The organism is Saccharothrix algeriensis (assembly GCF_016907655.1).
GTDB classification, from domain to species: Bacteria; Actinomycetota; Actinomycetes; order Mycobacteriales; family Pseudonocardiaceae; genus Actinosynnema; species Actinosynnema algeriense.
In genome coordinates, this window is sequence record NZ_JAFBCL010000001.1 from 5,373,605 (window position 1) to 5,398,077 (window position 24,473).

Genomic DNA, 24,473 nt, shown 5'->3' on the forward strand with positions numbered 1-24,473 from the left:
TTCCGAGGGGCGCCGCAGCGGACCGTGACCGGCGTTGGGCCTGCCGGTGGGCCTGGCCGTACGGCGTCCGGGAGCGCCCCATAAGCTCGACAACCATGCGTACTGTCGGCCGTACGGCCCTGGCCCTCGTGTCCCTGTTGTCCGCCGGACTGGCGCTGACCGCGTGCACCGCGAGCGACCGGCCGTCCACCCTGACCAACACCCCGACGGCGACCGCGACGGCGCCCGCGGCGAGCGACGAACCGGCCGCCGAGGTGTCCGAGCCCAGCGGCCCGCCCTGCGAGGAGTCGCAGTACCAGGTCACCGGGGAAGCGGGCGCGAAGCCCACCATCACCGTGCCCACCGGCTGCAAGCCGCAGGACGGCCTGCTGGCCAAGGACCTCGTCCCCGGCACCGGCCCGGAGATCAAGGCCGGCTCCACCGCCGAGCTGCACTACGTGCTGGCGACCTTCAGCGACGGCAGGACCCGCGAGGCGTCCTGGGACGGCGACAAGCCGCTGCAGCTGCAGAACATCGGCCAGGCCCAGGTCATCCAGGGCTGGAACGAGGGCCTCATCGGGCTGAAGGAGGGCGGGCGCCGGCTGCTCGTCGTCCCCGCGGAGAAGGGCTACGGCGACCGGGGCAAGGACGACATCGCGCCCGGCGAGACGCTGGTCTTCGTGGTCGACGCGGTGAAGGTGCAGAGCTGATCGCGCCCGCCCGCGGGGTCCGCCCGCGCCGCTGACACCGGCGGCCCGCGGCGGACCGGGGGCGGCCGACCGACGACAGGGGCCCCGGCGCCGGCCGGGGCCCCTGCCGCTCGTCGGGGCGTCACGGGATCAGCAGCAGCTTCCCCGTGGTGCGGCGGCCCTCCAGGTCCTCGTGCGCCCGGCGCGCGTCGGCCAGCGGGTAGCGCCCGCCGATCCGCACGTCCAGCGACCCGTCCGCGACCGCGCCGAACAGCTCGCCGGCGCGCCACTCCAACTCCTCGCGGGTCGCCGTGTACGCGCCCAGCGACGGCCGCGTCAGGTACACCGAGCCCGCCTGGTTGAGCCGCTGCGGGTCCACCGGCGGCACCGGGCCGCTCGCCGCGCCGAACAGCACCAGGTGGCCGCGCGGGCGCAGGGCCGCCAGGCTGCCGTCGAACGTGGCCGCGCCGACCCCGTCGTACACGACCGCGACGCCCTCGCCGCCGGTCCACTCGCGCACCTCCGGCGCGAAGTCGGCCTGGTCGTAGCGGATCACCTCGTCCGCACCGGCCTCCCGCGCCAGCGCCTCCTTGGCCTGCGTGGACACGGTGCCGACGACCCGCGCGCCGCGCGCCTTGGCCAGCTGCACCAGCAGCAGCCCGACCCCGCCCGCCGCGGCGTGCACCAGCACCCGGTCGCCCTCCCGCACCGGGTAGGTGGACGCCACCAGGTAGTGCGCGGTCAGGCCCTGCAACAGCAGCGCGCCCGCCGTGTCGTCGGCCACGCCGTCGGGCACGGGCACCGCGTCCGAAGCCCTCACCAGGGCCTGCTCGGCGTAGCTGCCCGGCGCCGCCGCCCACGCGACCCGGTCGCCGACCGCGAACCCCGACACGTCCGCGCCCAGCGCGGCCACCCGCCCGGCCCCCTCCAGCCCGATGCCGAACGGCAGCGGCAGCGGGTAGCGGCCCTCGCGGTGGTAGGTGTCGATGTAGTTCACGCCCGCCGCGGCCACGTCGACCAGCAGCTCGCCCGGACCGGGGGACTTCGGCTCGACGTCGCCGAACTCCAGCGCCTCCGGCCCACCGGTCGCGCGCACCACCACTGCCTTGGGCATGTCCACGTCCTCCGCACTCGTCCGCCTGTGTCCCCCGGTCAACTCCCGCGCGCCGCCGCCTGTTCCGCGTCCCACGGGTCGGGAGCCCTCAGCGGCCCAGGGCGACCCGGCGGGCCAGCCCCAGCGGCAGCGCGCCCGACCCGGCCAGCCTGTCGTGGAACTCGCGCGGCGTGCCGGTGAACTCGTCCCGGATGCGCTCGATCTCCAGCGCCCCGGTCAGGTACGAGGGCGCCTGCGTCGGCCACGCGCAGTACCGGGTGACCTCGCCCTGCGCCGTGCCCGGCGTCAGCGAGGTCTTGGTGGTCATGAACCGCTCGGCCTCCTCGGTGCTCATGTCGCCGCAGTGCAGGGCGGTGTCCACCACCATCCGGGCGGCGCGGAACAGGCGGGCCTCGACGTGCGCCAGCTCCTGCGCGCGGGCCCGCTCCGCGTCGCCGACCTCCTCCGCGCTGAAGAAGCCGTTCTCCCGCAACAGCTTCTCCGCGTACAGGGCCCAGCCCTCGGAGAAGTACGGCGTGCGCAGCACCTTGCGCACCGGCCGGTCCTGCGCGGCCAGCCACGACAGGTGCCAGTGGTGGCCGGGGTAAGCCTCGTGCACGGCGATCGTGGCCAGCTGCGCGCGGGAGTTCGTGCGCAGCCGCTGCGCCACCTGGTCCGGCGTGAAGTCCTCCGGCGGGTGCGGCACGAAGAAGTGCCCGACCCGGGCGGCGGTGAGCGGCGGCGGGGACATGTAGGAGGCGACGCTCAGGATCGGCCGCTGGAACGCCGGCGACGGCACCACCCGGCACTCCTCGCCGTCGGCCAGCGTCACCAGGCCGTGCTCCACCAGGAACGCGCGGGCCCGCCGCGTCTCGGCCTCGTACTCGGCGCGCATCGCCTCGGGCGTCGGCGGGTGGTCGTCCTGCAGGCCCAGCATCACGGCGTGCCAGTCGTCCGCCCCGGCCAGCGCGCGCATCTCCGCCTCCAGCTCGGCGTAGGCGGCCCTGCCCCGCTCGTGCAGCTCGGCGGCCCCGTAGCCGAGCACCTCCTGCTCCCGCAGCAGGGTGGAGTAGAGGCCCTCGCCCATCCGCCAGTCGCCGGTGGCCGCGGCGGCGAGCCGGTCGAGGAACGCGGCGAAACGGTCGAACGCGGCGGCGGCGGGCTCGGCGGCGTCGGCGAGCTTGGCCCGCAGGTCCGGGTCGGACACCTCGGCGGGCAGCGTGCCGGTGAGGAACGCCCGCCCGGTCCTGGCCTGGGCGGCGGCGCGCTCGACGATCTTGGGGGAGGCGAGCGCGGGGTCGAGGTTGGCCTCGCCGGCGGCGAGCAGCGAGGGGACCTCGGCGAGCCGGGAGACGACGCTGCCGACGAGTTCGGGCTCCGGGCGCAGGCGGTGCAGGAAGGCGGTGAACAGCGGGTAGAACACGGCCGAGGTGTAGGTCGCCGGGTCGCGCCGCCAGGCGGGCCAGTCGGCCCTGGCCAGGTGGCCGCGCAGCACGGAGATGACGAGGTCCCGGTCGACCGACTCCTCCAGGTCGTCGGTCCGGGACCGGGTGAACCGCTCCAGCCAGCCGGCGGCCTCGCGGTCGTGGTCGGCGAACGCCTGGGCGCTGAAGTCGCCGAGGGTGTGGTCGTGGTCGAGCGAGCCGAGCATCGCGGCGTTGCCGGGCGCGCGGTCGAACTGCCAGGTGAGGAAGTCGTCGACCAGTCTGGTCGGTGTCGTGGTTTCGGTCACGTGCACGGAAGTTACCCGCAGGTTCTAGGCTGGCGGGGTGGCTGAGGACAAGAAGATCGGCGCGGCCGTCAAAACGGCCCGGGCGTTCGTGGCGGCCCACGGCAAGCCCGCGCGGGCGGTGGTGGAGAACGTGGGCCGGGCGGGCGCGCGCCTGGTGCTGGTGGGCGAGGACGGCGCGATGGGCGACGTGTTCCTGCCCGACGTGGCGTCGGCCGAGGCCACCATCGCGGCGGTGCCGGACCTGGAGCGGCACGAGTGGGACCGGGAGACCGTGGCGAGCACCAGGATCGGCGCCAAGCACCGCCGGCGGATGGCCGGCCTCTGACCGGCGGTTCCGGCCGGGTCCCGATCGCTCGCCCGAGGGGATCGGCGGGCTGCCGGGGCCGGTGGAGCCCGGGTCCGGGCGGGCCGGCGCCTGCGCGCCGCCGCGGTCGGCCCCGGCTGCGCCGAGCGCCGCGCCGGGCATCGCGACGAGCGCCGCGCCGCGAGCCCGGGGAGGGCCCGCCGGCGGGCGCCGCCGCTACCGCAGCCCCGACCCGATCCCGGTCAGCGAGCGGACCTCCATCTCGGCCTGCTTCGCCGGGTCCGCCGCCTCCCGGCTCAGCAGCGTCCCCAGCCACCCGCACAGGAACGAGAACGGGATCGACACCAGGCCCGGGTTGCCCAGCGGGAACCAGGCGAAGTCCACGTCCGGCAGGACCGAGGTCTTCGTCCCGGACACGGCCGGGGAGAAGGCGATCAGCAGGACGCACGACCCGAGCCCGCCGTAGATCGCCCACAGCGTCCCGTTGGTGTTGAACCGCTTCCAGAACATCGAGTAGATGATGGTCGACAGGTTCGCCGACGCCGCCAGCGCGAACGCCAGCGCCACCAGGAACGCCACGTTCTGCCCGTTCGCCGCGATGCCGCCCGCGATGGCCAGCAGCCCCACCGCCACGGCGGTCAGCCGGGCCACCCGCACCTCCGACCGCGGCTCGGCGGCCCCCCGCTTGATCACGTTGGCGTACACGTCGTGCGCGAACGAGGCCGACGCGGTCAGCGTCAGGCCGGCCACCACCGCCAGGATCGTCGCGAACGCCACCGCGCACACGATCCCCAGCAGCACCGCGCCGCCGATCTCGAACGCCAGCAGCGGCGCGGCCGAGTTCTCGCCGCCCGGCGCGCTCCTGATCGCGTCCGACCCGACCAGCGCCAGCGAGCCGAAGCCGATCACCAGCGTGCACAGGTAGAACACGGCCATCATCCACGTCGCCCACACCACCGACCGCCGCGCCTCGCGCGCGTTGGGCACCGTGTAGAAGCGCATCAGCACGTGCGGCAGCGACGCCGTGCCCAGCACCAGGGCCAGCGCCAGCGAGACGAAGTCCAGGCGCGCCAACGGGGAACCGCCGTAGCGCACGCCGGGCTCCAGCAGCTCCGGCCCCAGCGGGGTGTTGCGGGTCGCCGACTCCAGGATCGACGACAGGCTGAAGCCGAACTTCCCCAGCAGGAACACGGTCATCAGCGTCACGCACAGGATCAGCAGCACGGCCTTGATGATCTGCACCCACGTGGTGCCCTTCATGCCGCCGACGAGCACGTACAGCACCATGACGACGCCGACGACCGCGATCACGACCGCCTGCCCGCCCTTGGTGTGCACGTCCAGCAGCAGCGCCATCAGCGCGCCCGCGCCCGCCATCTGCGCGATCATGTAGAACAGCGAGATCACCAGCGTCACGTTGGCCGTCGCCGCCCGCACCGGCCGCTGCCGCATCCGGAATGCCAGCACGTCGCCCAGCGTGAACCGGCCGGTGTTCCGCAGCCGCTCCGCTATGATCATCAGGCCCATCAGCCAGGACACGACCCAGCCGATGGAGTACAGGAAGCCGTCGTAGCCGTTGACCGCGATGCTGCCCGAGATGCCCAGGAACGACGCCGCCGACAGGAAGTCGCCCGACAGCGCGATCCCGTTCTGCGCCCCGGTGAAGCTGCTGCCGGCCGCGTAGTAGTCCGACGCCGAGGCGTTGCGCGACCCCACCCGGTAGACGACGTAGAGCGTGATCAGCACGAAGACGGCGAACACGCCCAGGTTGATCGCGGTGTTCCCGCCGGTCAAGGTCGTTCCTCCGCGGTCAGCGCGCGCACGGCCGCCACCTGCGGGTCGATCCGCCGGCGGGCGTAGCGGGCGTAGAGCATCGTCAGGGCGATCGTGGTGGCGAACTGGAGCAGCCCGAACACCATGCCGACGTTGATCACGCCGACCAGCTCCGCGCCCATGAACCCCGGCGCGTACGCCGACAGCGCCACGTACCCGAGGTACCAGGCCAGGAAGCCGAGGATCGCGGGCGCCACGAACACCGCGGTGCGGCGGCGCAGCTCGCGGAACTCGTCGCTGTCCCGGATCGCGGCGTAGTCCGGCCGGCCCGCCTCGTCCACCAGCAGGGGCGGCGGCGGCTCCTCGAACGTCGCGAAACCGCGGGCGCGCCGGGCGTCCGCCGGCGGCGGGATCGCCTTCGTCATCGGTCCTCCACGGGGCTGCTCGTTCTCCACCGCAGGGGGCAGCGCGGCTCGGTGAGCGATCAGCCTAACCGCGCGCGGCCCCCAGTCAACGCCGGAGATCCGGCTGGTGGGGCCGCTGCCGGGAGCCGTCGGGGCGGCCGGTGTCCCGACGACCGGCGGGTTGCGCGCGACCCGCGGTGGGCCGTTGACCGTGAGTGACTGATCTGAACGGATGAGCACATGCGCCGAGATCGTTGTCGTGGCCCGGAACACGACCTACTATCGCGCAACAGCATCCGCCGCCGGCCGGGTAACTCGCGCAGGTGTCGTTTTGCGTAGCGGAACAACTCCTCCGACACCCCCGGGACTTGTCTGGTGACTGGCGACAACAGCGCACGCTGGCCGTGGTGGGGCGCTGTGGCGGACTGGCGCAACTGGCGCCTGCCGGTCAAGCTCGCCGCCGTCCTGGCGGTGCCGGTGCTCGTCGCGGTCGGCGCCGGCGTGGTGCAGATCCGGGGCTACGTCAAGGCTTCCGAGGGTTACTCGGCCATGCAGCGGATGGTCACCCTGCGTGCCGGGCTGGACCCGCTGATCACCGCCGTGCAGGCCGAGCGCGCGTTCGCCGCGCGGCGCGGGGAGAACGCCGGCGTGGACGCCCGGCGGTTCAAGGAGCTGACGCGCGCCACCGACACGGCCGCGGCCGGCGTGCACAACCTGATCGAGCGCACCACCTCCCTGGGCGAGGTGACCAACGCCCGCTTCCGGGACGTCACCGTGCAGCTCGACGGCCTGCCGCAGCTGCGCGAGCGGCTGGCGGCGGGCAGCGTCGACCTCGCGAGCGCCATCGGCGCCTACAGCGTCGTGCTGCGCGCCCTGCTGGACTTCGACCAGGCCATGGTCGGCGACTTCGGCGACCCGGCGCTGTCCGGCACCGCCACCGCCCTGCACAACCTCGCCATGGCCGGCGAGCAGATGTCCTGGCAGCACGCCACCGTGCTGGCCGGGATCAGCCGGGGCGCGCTGCTGGACGACGAGAGGACCATGCTGGAGCAGTCCTGGACGCGCCAGCAGGACAAGCTCGCCGACTTCTCCGCCGTCGCCACGCCGCAGCAGCAGGCCGAGTACCGCGCGACCGTCGCGGGTGGCGACGTGGACGGCCGCAACGGCCTGCTGCAACTGGTCCGCGACGACCCGGAGGTGGTGCGCGGCGGCATCGACCTCGACGTCTGGCACGACGGCTCGGTGGGCACCTCGCGGCAGCTGGGCATCGCGCTGCGGAGCCTGGAGGACCAGCTCACCCGGGCCGCCACGCGGTTGCAGGACGAGACCAGCGACCGGGCGGGCGCGGCGTCGGTGATCCTGCTCGCGTCGCTGTTCGCGGCCGGCGCGGTGGGCTTCGTCGTCGGCCGCAACCTGCTGCGGTCGCTGCGCGCCCTGCGGGGCGCCGCGCTGGACGTGGCCCGCCACCGGCTGCCCACGCTGGTCGCGCAGCTGCGCGAGAACGCCGCGCCGGACGTCACCGTCGACCCGGTGCCCGTGCACACCACCGACGAGCTGGGCCAGCTGGCCCGCGCGTTCGACGCGGTGCACCGGCAGGCGGTCAGCTCCGCCGCCGAGCAGGCCGAGCTGCGCACCGCCATGCGCAACGCGTTCATCAACCTGTCGCGCCGCAGCCAGGGCCTGGTGGAGCGGCAGCTGCGGCTGATGGAGGAGCTGGAGCGGCAGGAGGAGGACCCCGAGCAGCTCGCCGGCCTGTTCAAGCTGGACAACCTGGCCACCCGGATGCGGCGCAACAACGAGAACCTGATGGTGCTCTCCGGTAGCGACGTGGCCCGCCGCTTCACCCGCCCGGTGGCGCTGGCCGACGTGCTGCGCGCCGCCGCGTCGGAGATCGAGCAGTACCAGCGGGTCGTCGTGCAGGCCACGCCGTCGGTGGAGGTGGTCGGCTACGCGGCGGGCGACCTGGTCCGGCTGGTCGCCGAGCTGCTGGACAACGCCACCACCTTCTCCCCGCCGAGCACGCAGGTCGTGGTCGGCGGGCGCGCCCGGCCCGGCGGCGGTGTGCTGGTGGACGTGCTCGACGCCGGTGTCGGCATGTCCGAGGAGGACCTCGCGGTGGCCAACCGCAAGATCGCGCTGGCCACCGCCGACGACTCCGCCGAGCTGCCGGTGTCCCGCCAGCTCGGCCTGTACGTGGTGGGCAGGCTCGCCGGGCGGCACGGGATCCAGGTGGCGCTGCGCGAGCAGGGCGAGGGGGTGCGCGCGGTCGTGGCGCTGCCCGCCGAACTGGTCCGCGCGGTGACCTCGCCGGCCGCCCGCCCGGCTGCCGCGCCGCCGATCGCCCTGGCGGCGTTCGGCGCGCCTGCCTCGGCCGGGTCGCCCTCCTCCGCGCCGGTCCCGGCCGACCGGATCGCCGGACCGCCCGCCGCCACGCGCACCGCCGACCGGACCCCCGCCGCCCCGGCGTTCGGCGCCCCGACCGCGGCCGGATCACCCGAGATCGGACCGACCGCGGCCGGGACGTCCGCCGCAGGGACGTCTGTCGCAGGGACGTCTGTCGCAGGGACGTCCACCGCGGGGTCGCCCGCCGCCACACCGGCTCACGCCGAGTCGCGCCCGACCGGACCGTCCCCCGCCGACCGGACCTCCGCCCGGCCGGCGACCACCGGGGCTCCCACCACCGCCACTCCCACCACCGGGACGCCCGCCACCCCGCCCCGCGGGGACGGCTGGGCGTCCTTCCGCGGGCGCGCGGTCACCGCCGCGCCCGCGGCGTCCGGCGGGTCCGCGCCGCCGGCCGCGCCCGAAGCACCACCCCGCGGCGCGCCGGGCTCCGCACCCGGCGCGCCCGCTGCGCACCCGGCCGCGCCGACCTCCGCACCAGGCGCGACCGGCCCCGCACCGGGACCACCGCCGGCCCGACCGGGCTCGACGTGGTTCACGGGACCGCAGGTCCCGACCCGGTCCGGGGAACCCGCACGCCACCGGGCCGTTGAACAGTCCGGGACCGCCGAGGTCCCCGGGCAGGGGGAGGCTCCGGTGCAGCAGGGCGACGCGGCGCTGCCCAAGCGCAGGCCGCGGTCGAACCTGGTCGCCGAACGGCCGGGCGCACCCGATGCGGTGGCACCCGTCCGGAGGGATCCGAACGCGACACGCGGGTTCCTGGCCAGCTACCAGACGGGGGTCCGGCAAGGTGTGCGGGACTCCGGTGAGAACCGAACGGGGCGGGAGAGCACAACATGAGCGGGCAGAGGTCACGCCAGGTCGACCAGTTCGGCTGGCTGGTGAGCAATTTCGCCGAACGCGTGCCGGGCGTCGCCCACGCCGTGGTGATCTCGGTGGACGGCCTGCTGCTCACGGCGTCCAACGGGCTGCCGGACGACCGGGCCGAGCAGCTGTCGGCGATCGCGGCGGGCGTCGCGAGCCTCACCGAGTCGGCGTCGCGCTGCTTCGACGGCGGCGGGGTGCTGCGCTCGGTGATCGAGATGCAGTACGGCATCATGCTGCTGATGTCGATCCGGGACGGCTCGTGCCTCGCGGTGCTGGCCGCGCCGGACGCCGACGTCGGCCAGGTCGCCTACGAGATGACCGTGGTGGTGGACCAGGTCGGCCAGCTCCTCACCCCGGAGCTGCGCGCCGAGCTGCAGGGCGCGAAGCGGATGATGGCCCGCCCGTCGGCGTGAGGTGGTCATGAGCCAGGACGACGAGTCCGCGCCCGAGCAGTCGTTCGCCGACCTGCTCAACGGGTTCAGCCTCGGCTCCGACCGGCGGCGCAGGTCGGAGCGGGCGGCGGAGCCGGACCCGGCCGACCGCCCGACCCGCCCGCACCCGGTGTTCCAGGACGACCTGGACTTCGAGTACCCGCGCGAGGAGTCGGCGTCGATCGTGCGCCCCTACTCGTGGACGGGCGGGCGGACCACGTCGGCGCGCCAGCTGGAGGTCGAGACGCTGGTCTCGGCGGTGGACCCGGAGCCGCCGGGCGCGCTGAAGGCCGAGCACCACGAGGTGATCGGCCTGGTGGCCGCCCCGCGGTCGGTGGCGGAGGTGGCGGCGCTGCTGCGCCTGCCGCTGGGCGTGGCGAAGGTGCTGCTCGGCGACATGGCCGAGCGGGGCCTGATCGACGTGCACGACACGGCGTCCGCCGACGGCGAACAACCGGATCTGGGCCTGATGGAGCGCGTGTTGGCGGGACTGCGCCGCCTCTGACTGCCTACTATGGCTTCAGTGTCAACCGAAGCAGGGGGTAGTCGGTGGGTGTCGGACGTGAGACTCGGCTGTCGGCGTGGATCGAGCGGTTCGCCGCGCACTTCGCCGAGGAGGGGATCCCGCTGATCGGCGGGCGCATCCTCGGGTACCTGCTGGTGTGCCTGCCGTCGGAGCGGACGGCGGCGGAGCTGTCGCAGGAGCTGGAGGCGTCCAGCGGTTCCATCTCCACGAACCTGAAGTTCCTGGTCAACGCCGGCCTGGTGACCAAGCGGACGCGGCGGGGCCGGGAGGCGGCGCAGTACCGGATCAACGAGAAGAAGTGGGCCGACCTGGTGCAGCGCAAGCTGGACGCGCTGGTCAGCGTCCGCGAGCTGACCGAGGCCGGGATGCGGCTGATGAGCGGCGACCCGGAGCGGGCGATGCGGCTGCGCGCCGTGGACGACCTCTACACGTGGCTGGCGACGGAGCTGCCGGCCGTCTGGGAGCGCAGGCCCGGCTCGTCGAGGTGAGGCCGCACGCGGGTCGCGGTCCACAGGTTCGCGGTGGCGATGACGACGGCGCCGGCGCCGAGCACGTGGACCGAGACCAGCACCTCGGGCACCCCGGTCCAGTACTGCACCATGCCCACCGCGCCCTGCGCGACCACCACGGCGACCAGGGTCGCGTAGGCGCGCCGGGCGTGGTGGCCGAGCATGAAGCCCAGCGCGACCAGCATCCCGAGGAACAGGAACAGCAGGTCGGCGTGGATCTGCGCCAGCGTGGGCACCGGCAGGTCGAGCCGGGGCGTGGCGGCGTCGCCCGCGTGCGGCCCGGCGGCGGTGACGAACGTGCCGGCCAGCATGAGCAGCCCCAGCACGACGGCCTGCACGACCTGGAGCCGCACGACGTTGCGCGACACCAGCGGCACGGCGGGCCCGTCGCCCTCGCGCAGCGCGGCGACCAGCAGCACCGCGGCCCAGACCAGCACCATCGACACCAGCATGTGGATGCTGACCGCCCACCACAGCAGGTCGATCAGCACGAGGATCCCGCCGATCACGGCCTGGAGCACCACGCCGCCGAGCTGGACGAGCGCGAGCTTGAGCACCCGCGGCCGGCGCGGCCGGTTGAACCAGGCGGACAGCACGCACAGCGCGGCGATGATGCCGACCACGCCGGTGAGGGTGCGGTTGCCGAACTCGACCCACTGGTTGAGCGGGGCGACCTCGGGGTGCTCGACCGGCACGAGGCTGCCGGCGACGCACTGCGGCCAGGTGGGGCACCCCAGCCCGGACCCGGTGACGCGCACGACCGACCCGGTGACCGCGATGCCGGCCTCGGCGATCACCACGGCGATGGCGAAGGCGCGCTGGAACTTGACGATCGGGGCGGTGAACCAGGGGGGCACGGTCACCGATGGTAGGTACTGCGAGCTGAGAGGGCGCGCGCGGGTCCGGGTGATCGGGCGGCCCGGGGTCGCCGCGCCGGGCCGCGCGCGGTCCGCGTGGTCCGGCGCGGGGCCTAGCTCAGGCGCGTGGTGCGGGTGGCCAGGGCGGCGGCCCCCGCGCCCCACCCGAGCAGCACCAGCACCGGTCGCAGGCCGGGGGCGCGGCCGTCGACCACGGCGGTGTGCAAGCCTTCGGCCAGGGCCGCCGACGGCAGCAGCTCGACCACCGCGGACAGCGCCGGCGGCAGGTCGGCCACGCCCAGGGCGACGCCGCCGACCAGCAGCAGCACGAACCAGACGATGTTGGCCAGCGCGAGCACGATCTCCGCGCGCAGCGCCCCGCCGAGCAGCACGCCCAGCGCGCCGAAGGCCAGGGTCCCCAGCGCCAGCAGCGCGGCGGCCCACAGCAGCCCGCCCGCGGCCGGCGGTCGCCAGCCCAGCGGCAGCGCCACGGCCACCAGGATCAGCACCTGCACCGCGACCACGGCGAACCCGGCGGTGATCCGCCCGGCCACCAGCAGCCAGCGGGGCAGGGCGGTGGCGGCCAGCCGCTTGAGCACCCCGTAGCGGCGGTCGAAGCCGAGGGCGATGGCCTGCCCGGTGAACGCCGAGGAGATCACCGCCAGCGCCAGCACGCGCGCCACCGCCGAGCCGGCCCGGGGTTCGGGCACCGGGATGACGGGCAGGAGCGCCAGCGCGACCAGCAGCGCGACCGGGATCAGCACGGTGAGCAGGACCTGCTCGCCGTTGCGCAGGGTCAGCACGGCTTCGGTGCGGGCCTGCGACCACAGCATCCGCGGGAGGCTGCCGCGGCCGGGCGCGGGGGTGAAGGTGCCGGGGGCGAAGGGTCCGGTCACGAGCGCAGCTCCCGTCCGGTCAGGTCCAGGAAGACGTCTTCCAGGCTCCGCTTGGCCACCGTCAGCTCCTCGGCCAGCACGCCCTGCTGCGCGCACCACGACGTCACGGTCGACACCACCTGCGGGTCGATGCGGCCCTGCACCAGGTACGCGCCGCGGGTCGCCTCGCGCACCCGCAACCCCTCGGGCAGCGCGTCGGTCAGCAGCGCGAGGTCCAGGCCGGGGCGCGCGCGGAAGCGCAGCTGCTGGTCGTCGCCGCGGTGGGCGGTCAGCTCGGCGGGGGTGCCGGCGGCGACGACGCGGCCCGCGTCCACGATCACCACCCGGTCGGCCAGCGCTTCGGCCTCGTCCATCAGGTGCGTGGTCAGCAGCACGCCGACGCCGTCCGAGCGCAGCGCGCCGACCAGGTCCCACACCAGGCGGCGGGCCTGGGGGTCCATGCCGGCGGTCGGCTCGTCCAGGAACACCAGCTCGGGGCGACCCACCAGCGCGCAGGCCAGCGACAGCCGCTGCTGCTGCCCGCCGGACAGCCGCTTGTAGGGGGTGCGCCCGACCCCGGACAGGCCCAGGACGTCGAGCAGCCACGCCGGGTCCAGCGGGTCGGCGGCGCAGGTCGCGACCAGCCGCAGCATCTCGTCCGCGCGCACGCCCGGGTAGCCGCCGCCGCCCTGCGGCATGACGCCGACGCGGGGGCGCAGCTGCGGTGAGCGCGGGTCCATGCCCAGCACGCGCACCTGCCCGCCGTCGGCGCGCCGGAAGCCCTCGCACACCTCGACGGTGGTGGTCTTGCCGGCGCCGTTGGGGCCGAGCAGGGCGAGCACCGTGCCGTGGTCGAGGGTGAGGTCGAGTCCGTTCACCGCGACGACCGAGCCGTATCGCTTGACCAGCCCCGACACTTCCACGGCAGGGTGCTGGGGGTGCGGGCTCACGACGGCAGAGCCTAGGGCGTGGCGCGGGGGAGCGCGGGGGTGGGGTCAGCCCCACCGGGGTGGTCGGGGTTCCCTCAGGGTTTCCTCGGGGGCAATCCGGATAGTTCCGGGCCGGTGGCGCGGACAGGATTCCGGTGTGGCGCAGATCCGGGGGAAAAGACGTGCGGCGGTGTTGCCGCTGGCCGTCGCGGGCCTTGTCCTGTCGTTGCTCCCGATCGGTTACCTGCACGTGGTGGCGGTCGGCGAGTTGAGCCCGATCAGCCACACGATCAGCGATTACATCTTCGTCGCCAACGGCTCGGGGTTGCTGGCGGTGACGGCGCTGTCGCTGGCGGCGGCGTCCGTGGCGCTGCTGGTGGTGCTGGTCCGGCGGGGTTTGCCCAGGCGGGGGCCGGTGGCGGTGCTGATGGGGCTGTGGGCGGCGGGGTTGGCGGTGGCCGCGGTGTTCCCGACCGACCCGACCGGGGCGCCCACGTCGTTCTCCGGCGCGGTGCACCGGTACGCGGGCGCGGTGATGTTCGCGAGCCTGCCGCTGGCCGGTTACCTGATTTCCCGCCGGTTCATTTCCTGTACCGCCGTGCGTCGTTTTTCCGTCGCGGCCGGGATCACCTCGTTGGCATTCATGGCCAGCCACGTGACGCTGTCCTACGAAGGGGCCGTGCTGCTCGGCCTTTTCGAGCGCGTGCTGTTCGCCCTGCTGTACGGCCTGCTGTTCGCGCTGGCCGCCGCCGTCGGGCGGGAGGTGCGGTCGTGACCTGGCTCGCCGTGGTCCTGGCGGTGGTCGGCGCGGCGTTCTTCGCCTTCGCCGCCCGGTTGCAGCACGACGCCGTGCACGCCGCCGGGGGCGCCCTGCGCGTGCCGGCCCTGCTGCGCCGGCCGCGCTGGCTGGCGGGCCTGGCGCTGCTGGTCGCGGGCTCCGCGGTGCACGCGGTGGCGCTGGGCATGGCGCCGCTGAGCGTCGTGCAGCCCGTCGGCGTGCTCGCCATCGGCATCACCGCGGTGCTCGACGGCCGCCGCCGCGAACTGCCGGCCGTGGCGCTGACCACGGCCGGGGTCGGGGCGTTCGTGCTCCTCGCGGCGGGCAGCGCCACGGCCACCCCGGTCGCGCCGGAGGCCGAGCTGACCGCCGGGCTGCTGGCGCTGGGCCTGGTGTCCGCGCCCGGCCTGCTCGGCGTGCTGGCGACCCGGCCGGCCGTGCGCGCGCTGGGCTTCGGCGCGGCGGGCGGCGTCGCCTACGGCTACGTCTCGGTGCTCATGCGCTCGGTGTCCCAGGACGTCCAGCAGGGCGCGGTGGCGTGGTCGACCGGTCTCTCGGCGGCGGGCATCGCCGCCGCCCTGCTCGTCGGCGGCTGGTTCACCCAGCACGCCTACGCCAGTGGGCCGCCGCACCTGGCGGTGGCCTGCCTCACCGTGGTGGACCCGCTCGTCGCCGTCGGCATCGGCGCGGGGCTGCTGGGGGAGGCGACCCGGACCAGCGGGCCGGTCGCCCTGGCCGAACTCGCCTGCGCCGCCGCCGCCGTCGGCGGGGTCGCGCTGCTGGCCCGCAAGCAGGACCTTCCCGCACCTACCAGATCGGAGAGCACAGTGAACGACGGTCGCGCCATGCGGATCGTGATCGCCGCGGAGACGTTCCCCCCGGACGTCAACGGCGCCGCCCGGTTCGCCCACCGCCTCGCCACCGGCCTCGCCGGCCGCGGCCACGACGTGCACGTGATCGCCGTCGACCCGGTCGGCGCGGCCCGCACCGAGCACGTCGACGGCATCACCGTCCACCGGCTCAGGTCGCACCGCACGCCGTTCCACCGCACGTTCCGCATCGGCCTGCCGTGGCAGGTGGACAAGGACGTGCGGGCGCTGCTCGCGCGGCTGCGGCCGGACCTGGTGCACGTCCAGGCGCACTTCGTGGTGGGCCGGTACGTGCTGCGGCACGCGGCGGAGATGGGCGTGCCGACGGTGGCCACCAACCACTTCATGCCGGAGAACCTGTTCGGCCACGCGCGCGTCCCGGCGTGGCTGCGGGGCGTCGCCGCGCGCTGGGCCTACCGCGACCTGGCCCGGGTGTTCGGCCGGGCCGACGTGGTCACCGCGCCGACGCCGCGCGCCGTGCAGCTGCTGCACGACAACGGTTTCCCGGCCCGCGCGGTCCCGGTCTCGTGCGGCATCGACATCGACCGCTACCGCCTGCGCCCGGCCGTGCGGACCAACGAGGGGCCGACGGTGCTGTTCGTGGGCCGCCTGGACGAGGAGAAGCGGGTCGACGAGCTGCTGCGCGCGGTGGCGCTGGTGCCCAGCCTGCACGCCGACGTCGTGGGCGACGGCTCGTGCCGGGCGCGGTGGGAGCAGCTGGCCGCGCAGCTGGGCATCGCCGACCGCGTGCGCTTCCGCGGCTTCGTGGGGGAGGAGGAGCTGCTGGACGCCTACAAGGGCGCGGACGTGTTCTGCATGCCGGGCATCGCGGAGCTGCAGAGCCTGGCGACCATGGAGGCGATGGCCGCGGGCAAGCCGGTGGTGGTGGCCGACGCGATGGCCCTGCCGCACCTGTGCCGGCCGGGGCGCAACGGCTGGCTGTTCACGCCCGGCGACGTCGCGGGGCTGGCCGACCGCCTCCACTCGGTGACCGCCGACCCGGCGGTGACGGCGCGGATGGGCGCGGCCAGCAGCGAGCTGATCGCGTCGCACGCGATCGGGTCGACGCTGGCGGCGTTCGAGTCGCTGTACGCGCGGGCGATCGGCCTGCCCGCGGTGGTGCGGCCGGCGGCGGTGGCGGCCTGACGGCGCGCCCCGCGCGGGGGCGCCCGGCGCGCCGGGTCGCGGGCCCGGCGCCCGCGGGTCAGTCGTCGTCCACCCCGGTGGCCTGCAGCCGCGCGATCCGCTGCGCGACCCGGAGGCCGCCGGGGCCCAGCACGGGCCGGCCGGAGGGGTCCAGGGTGGTCAGGAAGCGGAACAGCATCGCGTGGCCCTCCAGCCGCTTGAGCAGCCCGCCCGGCACGTCGCCCGCGAAGTCCACGAAGGACGACTGCTCCACCAGGTTGCGCGCGATGCGCCGCCGCGCCTTCAGCGGCACCCACCACGTCGTCACCAGCAGCAGCACCAGGCCGAACGACAGCGCCGTGGCCAGCACCGCCTCCCAGCCGACGAACCGCAGCGTGAGCACCTGCACCGCCGCCGCGCCCACCAGCAGGACCGACCCGTACACGGCGGCCCACCCGGCGGTCGCGGCGGCGGGCGGCTCGGCGTGCTCGGTCTCCCACCGGCCGCCGACCCTGCGCCACCGCTGGAGCGAGCGCCCCAGCCGCAGCGAGGCCACCACGCCGAACAGGATCGCCACCGCCGTGCCGACCACCACCAGCGACGCGTCCACGTCGTAGAGCCGGTACCGGACCACGGCCCAGATCCCGGCCACGATCAGCGCGACCACCAGCACCCGCAGCAGCAGCCGGGGCCGCACGCGGATGCCCTTGAGCACCGCCAGCGGCGTCCCGACCGGCGCGGGCAGGCTGCCGATCACCAGCAGCCCCACCACCACGAGCGCCACCCCGCCGACGGCCACCATGCCGGTGACCGCCCGCTCGCCGGTGTCGCCCGCGGTCAGCGCGGTCCGCGTGCGGTCGACGGCCACGGCCATCAGCGGTATCACCGGCGAGAGCAGCACCAGCCCGTGCAGCAGCGTCCCGGAGCGCAGCGCGGCGTAGCCGAAGGCGGCCAGCAGGGTGCCGCTGCCGAACGCCGCCGCCGGCCCCACCGCCCACGGCGGCAGCAGGTCGAACAGCGCCAGCACCAGCAGCGCGCCGCCCAGCGCGAACCCCAGCAGCCCCAGGAACTGCGCGAGCTGCCCGCCCCTGGTCAGCCCGGTGATCGTCCAGTACGGCAGCAGCGCCGCCCCGCGCAGCGCGCGGGTCAGCGGCTTCGCCGGGCCGAGCCCGGACTGCTCGCTGTCGGCCACGGTGATCGCCACCGCGGCGGCCGTCGCCGCCGTCCGGATCACCTGGTCGCTGGAGGCTTCCTGGGACAGCGGCTCGCGCCCGATCCCGGCGCGGTCGAACGCGCTCAGCGCCTCCATGCCGATCTCGACCCGCTCGGCGTCGGTGCGCGCCGGCAGCTTCGCCAGCAGCGCCGCCTGCTCCTCCAGGAACAGCTCCCCGCGCGAGCGCCGGTCCGCGCCCTCGTTGCGGTCGGCCAGGATCGCCGCGCGCAGGGCGGGCAGCTCCTCGCAGATGATCCGCACGTGCAGGCCCCACGCGGCCAGCTCCGCCAGCGCCCGGCAGGTCGGCGGGTGGTCGCCCTCGGGGTCGGCGTAGACCGCGGCCAGCTCCTCGGTCGCCGCCTCCACGGCGGGCCGCAGCCGGTCGGGCACGCCGTCGCCGAACAGCCCGCGCACCAGGCCGCCGACCAGCTCCTCGGCCCGCTGCCGGGGCGGGGCCCCGCCGCCGGCGAGCCGGTCGATGCGCAGCAGGCGGCCGGGGTCGAACACGACCTTGCACAGCATGGTCGCGCCGTCCATCCGGCCCCAGATCCAGTCGTTGACCCGCCAGGACCGCTTGAGGAACCCGGAGAACCGGCTCAGCGACGCGCCGCCCGCCTTGTCGTCGGGGGTCACGCTGTGGTCGGCGAACGCGTTGCGCGTCTGGAGGCTGATCTGCACCAGGTCCACGGCCTGGTCCGGGCCGGGGCGCGCCTCGTCGGCCAGGCAGGTCGCCGCGACCTCCAGCGCCAGCACCCGTGACAGCCACAGGTCGCCGCCCACCAGCCCGGCCGCGGCCTCGTCGGCGGTGCGCGCCTCGGTCAGCAGCGCGCGCCAGGACTTCAGCCCCGCCATGGCCACCCGGTCGTCGTCGAGCCGGTCGAGCACGTCGCGCGCGTCGCCGAGGATGCCGCCGATGCGCTCCACCTGGGTCCGCACCCGCTGCCCGGCGCCGTCGGCGGAGAGCATCCCGGCGGCGAACGCCTCCACCCGGCCCTCCCAGTAGGCTTGGTTCAGCGGCTGCTGCTCACCGGTCGTCCACTGGGCGTCCAGCTCGGCGCGGGCCGACCGCAGCCGCGCGCGCACCTGGAACAGGTTGGTTCGGGCGTGCGCCAGCCGGCCCTCCTCGTCCAGGCTGTCGGGCACCACCCAGACCATGCGCTTGAGCAGGTCCATCGCGGCCGAGGCGAGCCGGTCGGCCATCCCGACGCCCCACGGCCAGCCGGCCGCGGGCAGCGCGGCGGGCTGCGGCCTGGTCGGCACGTAGGGCAGGGCGCCCCACTTGGCCAGGTGCGACCGCTGCGCCGCCTCGGCCGCCGCCCGCACCCGCTCGAAGGTCCACCCGGCCGCGTTCGCGCCCGGCACCTCGAACTGCCGGGCGGTGATGTCCCGCGCCGCGTGGCGGATCCGCACGTCCTCGTAGTGGTCGTGCAGGGTCGACGCCAGCGCGTAGAGCTTGCCGGTGACCGAGCCGCCCGCCGCGAGCCGGTCCAGCAGCGCGCTGCGCCCGCCCCGCCGGGACGCGGCCAGGCGGTTGTGCTCCTCGATCCGCTCCACGTAGGTGCGGCTGCTCTGGCTGGTCAGCGCGGCGAGCAGCTTCGCGCCGGTGCCGATGGTGCTGGGCAGCGCGCCGTCCACCGGGGCGGTGACCTCGTCGGCGGACTCGCGCGCGTGCGGGAAGACCAGCAGCATCACCCGCCGCACCGGGCCCTCGGCGGGCATCCGGTCGATGGCGTCGAGGGCCTCCCGGGTCGGGGTGTTGACCAGCACGCCGCCGTCGACCGCGTACCGGGACCGGTTGTCCGAGCCGTTCGCCCACGACGCGACCTCGGCCATGTTCGGGCGGTCGCCGCCGGCGGCCTCCGGCGTGACCGGCACGTAGGAGGGCTCGAAGGCGAACGGGAACGACGCCGACGAGCGCGCGGCCAGCGCCATCCGGTCCACCAGGGTCGGCAGCCCGTCGGCGGCGAAGTCGTCCCGCTCGCCGGCCGGGTCCCGGCGGAACCAGAAGCTGCCCTGGTGGGAGGACTGGACGAGGGTCTGGCCCAGGTCGTCGTGGCTGACGGTCGGCACGCCCGCCAGCAGGGTCGTCGTGATGCGCAGGTCCACCGGCCGCTCGTCGACCGGGGTCGGCGCGAAGTCCGTGGTCAGCCGGTCGAGCGCTTCACGCAGGCGGGGCAGGAAGAACTCGTCGCCCTTGAGCAGCGAGACGGGGGAGCCGCGGAACGGGGTGCGCAGCAGCTGCTCCATCCGCCCCTGCTCGGCCCACAGGTCGCGCAGGCGCTCCAGCTTGGCGTTCGCGTTGACCTGCGACAGCGCCAGCGCCGCGCCGTTGATGCCGCCGGCGGAGGTGCCGGTGATGACATCGGCCCGCGCCGTGCTGCCCACCGCGGCCAGCAGGTCGGCGTACGCGCCGTCCCCCCTCGTCAACCGGTCGAGTTCGAGCACCACCCCGCCCATCCACACGGCCAGGCTGACCCCGCCGTTGAGGACGACGGCGAACCGGATCTGCTCCTGCGGCACGTCGGCCACCACGCGCTCCCTCCCCGGATGCGGACGGGCGGATCCTCCCAGGTACCGGTAGGTCGCCCGCCGGAAGCAACGGGTTACACCCCGAACGGGTTACGCCGACCGACTCCAACTCCGAACGGCAACCAGACGCCTTCCCGACGCCACCCGCGCCCCTCCACCGCTCTTCACGCAGGAATGCCGCACCCAGTGCACACACCGGTCGCTTCGTGTTCTCCTCCCCGTACAGCCTGGGCGCAGCCCAATCAGATTTGTCCGGGGGTGTCAAGCACGCTTTACCGCTTGACACCCCCGGACAAATCTGATTGCCTTCGGCAGGCCGTACGGGGAGGAGAACACGACCGCCCTTTCTTTTCCTCCTCCTTGGGGGTCTCTCGGCCGCTCTTCATACTGAGATCGCGCACCGATCCGGGTGAGATTCGGGGCTGTACCGCCCGAGGCTGAAGGGATTAAAAGAGTCCTCGCCGGACAGGCAGGCCGCCAAGGAGAAGGAAAAGAAACAGCGGTCGTGTTCTCCCCGCATGGCCTGTCAAAGACAACCATGCTTTCTTGGGGGGTGCAAGCGAAAAGCGTGCTTGCACCCCCCAAGAAAGCATGGTAGCCCTCCGGGCAGGCCATACGGGGAGAACACGAAGACATCGGTCTGCACGGGGCGTGCGAAGGCCGAAAGCCAAAGCCGCAAACGTCGGGGTGTGCGCCTGGGGGTGGGGCGTCCTTCGGTCGGGCGTGTTCGGTCAGGCGTGTTCGGGCAGCGGGTCGCGGCGGATCAAAGGGAGCACCTGCTTGCGCGCCACGAACAGGCAGACGCCGAACGCGATCAGGGCGCCCAGCACGGCCTGCGGGACGATGTAGGCGCGGCCGTCGAAGGCCGAGCCGGTGGGCGGGAGGATGACCGCGATGAACGCGCTCGTCCCCGTCGCGAAGAGCCGGAACCGCTTCGCCAGGACGGCCGTCGCGAGCGGCAGGGCGGCCCACAGCACGTACCAGGGCTGGAGCACCGGCCCGAGCACCAGCACCGCGCCCAGGCCCGCGCCCAGGCCGTTGACCGCCTTGATGCGCCCCTTGAAAGCCTTCCACAGCAGCGTGCCCGCGATGACGACCGACACCGCCTGCGTGACCAGGCGCATCAGGGCGATCATCGCGTCGGTGTGGTTGCCCAGCCCCAGGAGCAGCCCGAGCCCGCCGCCCATGAACCCCATCGCGGTCGGGGGGGACATCCACGACTTCACCGTCCCGGCGACGTTGAGCGTCTCGACCCACCCGAAGCCCAGGCCGGTGCCCAGGCAGGTGGCCACCATCACCACCCCCGACACCACCGTCAGCAGCACCGCCGCCTTGAGCAGGTCCAGGAACGACCCGCCCATCCGCCGGGCGATCATCACGCCCAGGAAGCCCAGCGCGAGCGCGGCCGGGATCTTCACCGCCGCGCCGAACGTGATCATCGTCGCGCCCAGCGAGATCCACAGCAGCTCCTCGCGGGTCAGCGGCGTCCCGGGCGCGGTGGGCAGCCGGCGCAGCGCCAGCTCCAGGCCGACCAGCATCAGGCCGATGGCCAGGCCCTCGTTGTGCACGCCGACGACCAGGTGGAACAGCACCAGCGGGTTGGCCGCGCCCAGCCACAGCGCGCTCACCGGGGGCACGCCGAACCGCCGCGCCAGCCGGGGCAGCGCCCACACGATCATCGCCAGGCCCACCAGCACCAGCAGCCGGTGCAGGAACACGCCGGGCAGGACGCTGTCACCGGTCACCATCGAGATGACCCGGCCCAGGGCCAGGAACAGCGGCCCGTAGGGGGCGGGCGTCTCGCGCCAGATGTTGGGCACGTTCGCGGTCAGCGGGTGGTCCACGCCCAGCGCGGTCTGCGGCCCCTGCTGGTAGGGGTCCTGGCCGTTGGCGGCGATCTGCGACTGCGCGAGGTAGCTGTAGACGTCGCGGCTGAACATGGGCAGCACGAACACCAGCGGCGTGATCCACATCAGCAGCGTGCGGTCCAGCTGGCTGCGCGAGACCAGCCTGGAGCGGCCCGGCCGGGCGAAGCGGCCCAGCCACAGCCAGGCCGACACCACCAGGAACACGCCGGTCCACACCACGGCCATCGCCGCGCTGGGCATCCGGGCGAACAGGCCGAGCACGGGCGTGCCGGGCAGCGGGCTGAACACCGGCGCCGCGCCGGCCCCGAGGGAGCCGACGAACATCAGCAGCGCGCCCACGGTGCCCCAGCGGCGGATGATGTCGAGCTGCCGGCGCTCCGGGGCGTCGAGGGGGCCCGCTTCGCCGATGCTGCTCCGGTCCACCATCACCAATCCGCCCGCCGTCACGCCCGAAGGGTAGCGACCGGCCCTCCCGCGTGACTCGGGTCACCCGGGCGGTGGCCGTCTTTGCGGGCGCCGGCGAAATAGGCAACACTGGTGTTGTGAAAAACGCCGGAGCCGACCACGCCGCCGTGCCCGCCGGGCACGACGGCCGGACGCGGCACGGCGTGGCGCGCCTGCTGCTGGAGCAGGGCCCGATCACCGCCGCCGCGGTCGCGCAGCGGCTCGGGCTCAGCCCCACGGCGGTGCGCCGGCACATCGACGCGCTGGTCGCCGACGGCGAGGCGGTCAGCCGGGAGGCCCCGAGCCGGGGCCGCCGCGGCCGGGGTCGCCCGGCCAAGCTGTTCCTGCTGACCGAGCAGGGCCGCGCCCGCTTCGGGCACGCCTACGACGACCTCGCCGTGGCCGCGCTGCGCTTCCTCGCCGAGCAGGGCGGGGAGCAGGCGGTGCGGGCCTTCGCCGAGCGCCGCGTGTCGGCCTTCGTCGAGCAGCACCGCGCGGCGGTCACGGCGCAGGCCGGCCCCGCCGAGCGGGCCGAGGCCCTGGCGGCCGCGCTGACCAGGGAGGGCTACGCTGCTTCGGCGCGGCACGTGGGGGCAGGCGAGCAGCTGTGCCAGCACCTGTGCCCCGTCGCGCACGTCGCCGCCGAGTTCCCGCAGCTGTGCGAGACCGAGACGGCGGCGTTCGCCGACCTGCTCGGCACCCACGTGCAGCGCCTGGCCACCATCGCCCGCGGCGACGCCGTGTGCACGACGCACATCCCGAACACACCACCCCGGATCACGGTCGGCGACCAGGCCGACGATCGGACTTCAGATGGAGGGGAGCCCGCATGACTGCCGCTGCCGAGCAGCGCACCACCACAGCCCCGCTCACCCAGGAGGAGACCCTGGCGAGCATCGGCAACTACGAGTTCGGCTGGGCCGACTCGGACGTGGCAGGCGCGAGCGCTCGCCGGGGCCTGGACGAGGACGTCGTCCGGGACATCTCGGCCAAGAAGGGCGAACCCGAGTGGATGCTCGAGTTCCGGTTGAAGGCGCTGCGCCTGTTCGACCGCAAGCCCATGCCGACGTGGGGCTCGGACCTGTCCGGGATCGACTTCGACAACATCAAGTACTTCGTCCGGTCGACCGAGAAGCAGGCGGCGACCTGGGACGACCTGCCCGACGACATCAAGAACACCTACGACAAGCTGGGCATCCCGGAGGCGGAGAAGCAGCGCCTGGTCTCCGGTGTCGCCGCCCAGTACGAGTCCGAGGTCGTCTACCACAAGATCCGCGAGGACCTGGAGGAGCAGGGCGTCGTCTTCCTGGACACCGACACGGCGCTGCGCGAGCACCCCGAGCTGTTCAAGGAGTACTTCGGCTCGGTCATCCCCTCGGGTGACAACAAGTTCTCCGCGCTGAACTCCGCGGTGTGGTCCGGCGGCTCGTTCATCTACGTGCCCAAGGGCGTCCACGTGGACATCCCGCTGCAAGCCTACTTCCGGATCAACACCGAGAACATGGGGCAGTTCGAGCGCACGCTGATCATCGTCGACGAGGGCGCCTACGTGCACTACGTCGAGGGCTGCACCGCGCCGATCTACTCCTCGGACTCGCTGCACTCGGCGGTCGTGGAGATCATCGTCAAGAAGGGTGGTCGCTGCCGCTACACGACCATCCAGAACTGGTCGAACAACGTCTACAACCTGGTCACCAAGCGCGCCAAGGCCGAAGAGGGCGCGACGATGGAGTGGGTCGACGGCAACATCGGCTCCAAGGTGACCATGAAGTACCCGGCCGTGTTCCTGATGGGCGAGCACGCCAAGGGCGAGGTCCTCTCCATCGCGTTCGCGGGCGAGGGCCAGCACCAGGACGCCGGCGCGAAGATGGTCCACATGGCCCCGCACACCTCGTCCACCATCGTGTCCAAGTCGGTGGCGCGCGGCGGCGGTCGCACCTCCTACCGCGGCCTGGTCCAGGTCAACAAGCGGGCGCACCACTCGAAGTCCACGGTGAAGTGCGACGCGCTGCTGGTGGACAACATCAGCCGCTCCGACACCTACCCGTACGTCGACGTCCGCGAGGACGACGTGTCCATGGGCCACGAGGCGACCGTCTCGAAGGTCTCCGAGGACCAGCTGTTCTACCTGATGTCGCGCGGCCTGAACGAGGACGAGGCCATGGCGATGATCGTGCGCGGGTTCGTGGAGCCCATCGCGCGCGAGCTGCCCATGGAGTACGCCCTGGAACTGAACCGCCTGATCGAACTGCAGATGGAAGGGGCCGTCGGCTGAC

19 protein-coding genes are annotated in these 24,473 nt (G+C 74.2%); 10 read left to right on the plus strand and 9 right to left on the minus strand.

The window, feature by feature from the left end:
- The first annotated feature begins 95 nt into the window (after positions 1-95).
- Complete coding sequence (locus tag JOE68_RS24625) at positions 96-689, plus strand: FKBP-type peptidyl-prolyl cis-trans isomerase (protein WP_204844637.1); 594 nt, start codon at positions 96-98, stop codon at positions 687-689.
- A gap of 121 nt (positions 690-810) precedes the next feature.
- Here the strand turns inward: JOE68_RS24625 and JOE68_RS24630 are convergent, their stop codons facing one another.
- Together JOE68_RS24630 and JOE68_RS24635 are read right to left on the minus strand one after the other, a co-directional pair.
- Positions 811-1,782, minus strand: coding sequence for a quinone oxidoreductase family protein (locus JOE68_RS24630; protein ID WP_204844638.1), 972 nt, complete (start codon positions 1,780-1,782; stop codon positions 811-813).
- Positions 1,783-1,870: 88 nt separating this feature from the next.
- Entirely contained in the window at positions 1,871-3,493 is a 1,623-nt protein-coding gene (locus JOE68_RS24635; RefSeq protein ID WP_307819870.1) for a DUF885 domain-containing protein, read from the minus strand.
- A gap of 37 nt (positions 3,494-3,530) precedes the next feature.
- Between JOE68_RS24635 and JOE68_RS24640 the strand changes: the two genes are divergently transcribed.
- On the plus strand, positions 3,531-3,818 hold the full coding sequence (locus JOE68_RS24640; protein ID WP_204844640.1) for a hypothetical protein: 288 nt from the start codon (positions 3,531-3,533) through the stop codon (positions 3,816-3,818).
- A gap of 195 nt (positions 3,819-4,013) precedes the next feature.
- Here the strand turns inward: JOE68_RS24640 and JOE68_RS24645 are convergent, their stop codons facing one another.
- A complete protein-coding gene (locus JOE68_RS24645) occupies positions 4,014-5,591 on the minus strand; it encodes a monocarboxylic acid transporter (protein WP_204844641.1) in 1,578 nt (525 codons plus the stop codon).
- Entirely contained in the window at positions 5,588-5,995 is a 408-nt protein-coding gene (locus JOE68_RS24650; RefSeq protein WP_204844642.1) for a DUF485 domain-containing protein, read from the minus strand. Before JOE68_RS24650 ends, JOE68_RS24645 begins: the two co-directional genes overlap by 4 nt.
- Before the next feature lie 396 nt (positions 5,996-6,391).
- Between JOE68_RS24650 and JOE68_RS24655 the strand changes: the two genes are divergently transcribed.
- The 4 genes from JOE68_RS24655 to JOE68_RS24670 are packed head-to-tail and all read left to right on the plus strand — an operon-like array spanning position 6,392 to position 10,689.
- A complete protein-coding gene (locus JOE68_RS24655; protein ID WP_307819871.1) occupies positions 6,392-9,217 on the plus strand; it encodes a sensor histidine kinase in 2,826 nt (941 codons plus the stop codon).
- Positions 9,214-9,657, plus strand: a complete 444-nt coding sequence (locus JOE68_RS24660) for a roadblock/LC7 domain-containing protein (protein WP_204844644.1) — start codon at positions 9,214-9,216, stop codon at positions 9,655-9,657. Before JOE68_RS24655 ends, JOE68_RS24660 begins: the two co-directional genes overlap by 4 nt.
- A gap of 7 nt (positions 9,658-9,664) precedes the next feature.
- Positions 9,665-10,180: a DUF742 domain-containing protein gene (locus JOE68_RS24665; RefSeq protein ID WP_204844645.1), complete on the plus strand. Its 516-nt coding sequence runs from the start codon at positions 9,665-9,667 to the stop codon at positions 10,178-10,180.
- Between the two features lie 44 nt (positions 10,181-10,224).
- Positions 10,225-10,689, plus strand: a complete 465-nt coding sequence (locus JOE68_RS24670; protein WP_204844646.1) for a GbsR/MarR family transcriptional regulator — start codon at positions 10,225-10,227, stop codon at positions 10,687-10,689.
- Here the strand turns inward: JOE68_RS24670 and JOE68_RS24675 are convergent.
- The 3 genes from JOE68_RS24675 to JOE68_RS24685 all read right to left on the minus strand — a co-directional run bounded on the left by JOE68_RS24675 (position 10,626) and on the right by JOE68_RS24685 (position 13,365).
- A complete protein-coding gene (locus JOE68_RS24675) occupies positions 10,626-11,573 on the minus strand; it encodes a COX15/CtaA family protein (RefSeq protein WP_372443335.1) in 948 nt (315 codons plus the stop codon). The two genes, JOE68_RS24670 and JOE68_RS24675, sit on opposite strands and share 64 nt — an antisense overlap.
- Before the next feature lie 107 nt (positions 11,574-11,680).
- A complete protein-coding gene (locus JOE68_RS24680) occupies positions 11,681-12,400 on the minus strand; it encodes an ABC transporter permease (RefSeq protein ID WP_204846271.1) in 720 nt (239 codons plus the stop codon).
- Positions 12,401-12,459: 59 nt separating this feature from the next.
- The gene (locus JOE68_RS24685; protein WP_204846272.1) at positions 12,460-13,365 is read right to left on the minus strand and encodes an ABC transporter ATP-binding protein; all 906 of its coding nucleotides are present in this window, start codon (positions 13,363-13,365) and stop codon (positions 12,460-12,462) included.
- 163 nt (positions 13,366-13,528) lie between these two features.
- Between JOE68_RS24685 and JOE68_RS24690 the strand changes: the two genes are divergently transcribed.
- Both JOE68_RS24690 and JOE68_RS24695 read left to right on the plus strand, forming a co-directional pair.
- Positions 13,529-14,146: a DUF998 domain-containing protein gene (locus tag JOE68_RS24690; RefSeq protein ID WP_204844648.1), complete on the plus strand. Its 618-nt coding sequence runs from the start codon at positions 13,529-13,531 to the stop codon at positions 14,144-14,146.
- A complete protein-coding gene (locus JOE68_RS24695; RefSeq protein WP_204844649.1) occupies positions 14,143-16,164 on the plus strand; it encodes a glycosyltransferase in 2,022 nt (673 codons plus the stop codon). Before JOE68_RS24690 ends, JOE68_RS24695 begins: the two co-directional genes overlap by 4 nt.
- A 58-nt stretch (positions 16,165-16,222) precedes the next feature.
- On the opposite strand, the gene JOE68_RS24700 is transcribed toward JOE68_RS24695, so the two are convergent.
- Complete coding sequence (locus tag JOE68_RS24700) at positions 16,223-19,885, minus strand: patatin-like protein (protein WP_204844650.1); 3,663 nt, start codon at positions 19,883-19,885, stop codon at positions 16,223-16,225.
- Between the two features lie 731 nt (positions 19,886-20,616).
- Positions 20,617-22,179 (minus strand): polyprenol phosphomannose-dependent alpha 1,6 mannosyltransferase MptB, encoded by a 1,563-nt coding sequence (gene mptB, locus JOE68_RS24705; protein ID WP_204846273.1) that lies wholly within the window; start codon positions 22,177-22,179, stop codon positions 20,617-20,619.
- A gap of 116 nt (positions 22,180-22,295) precedes the next feature.
- On the opposite strand from mptB, the gene JOE68_RS24710 reads away from it, so the two are divergent.
- Positions 22,296-23,030 carry a helix-turn-helix transcriptional regulator gene (locus JOE68_RS24710; protein ID WP_307819873.1) on the plus strand — a complete coding sequence of 245 codons (735 nt, stop codon included), beginning with the start codon at positions 22,296-22,298 and terminating at the stop codon, positions 23,028-23,030.
- On the plus strand, positions 23,027-24,472 hold the full coding sequence (gene sufB, locus JOE68_RS24715) for a Fe-S cluster assembly protein SufB (protein ID WP_204844652.1): 1,446 nt from the start codon (positions 23,027-23,029) through the stop codon (positions 24,470-24,472). Before JOE68_RS24710 ends, sufB begins: the two co-directional genes overlap by 4 nt.
- Position 24,473: the final 1 nt, after the last annotated feature.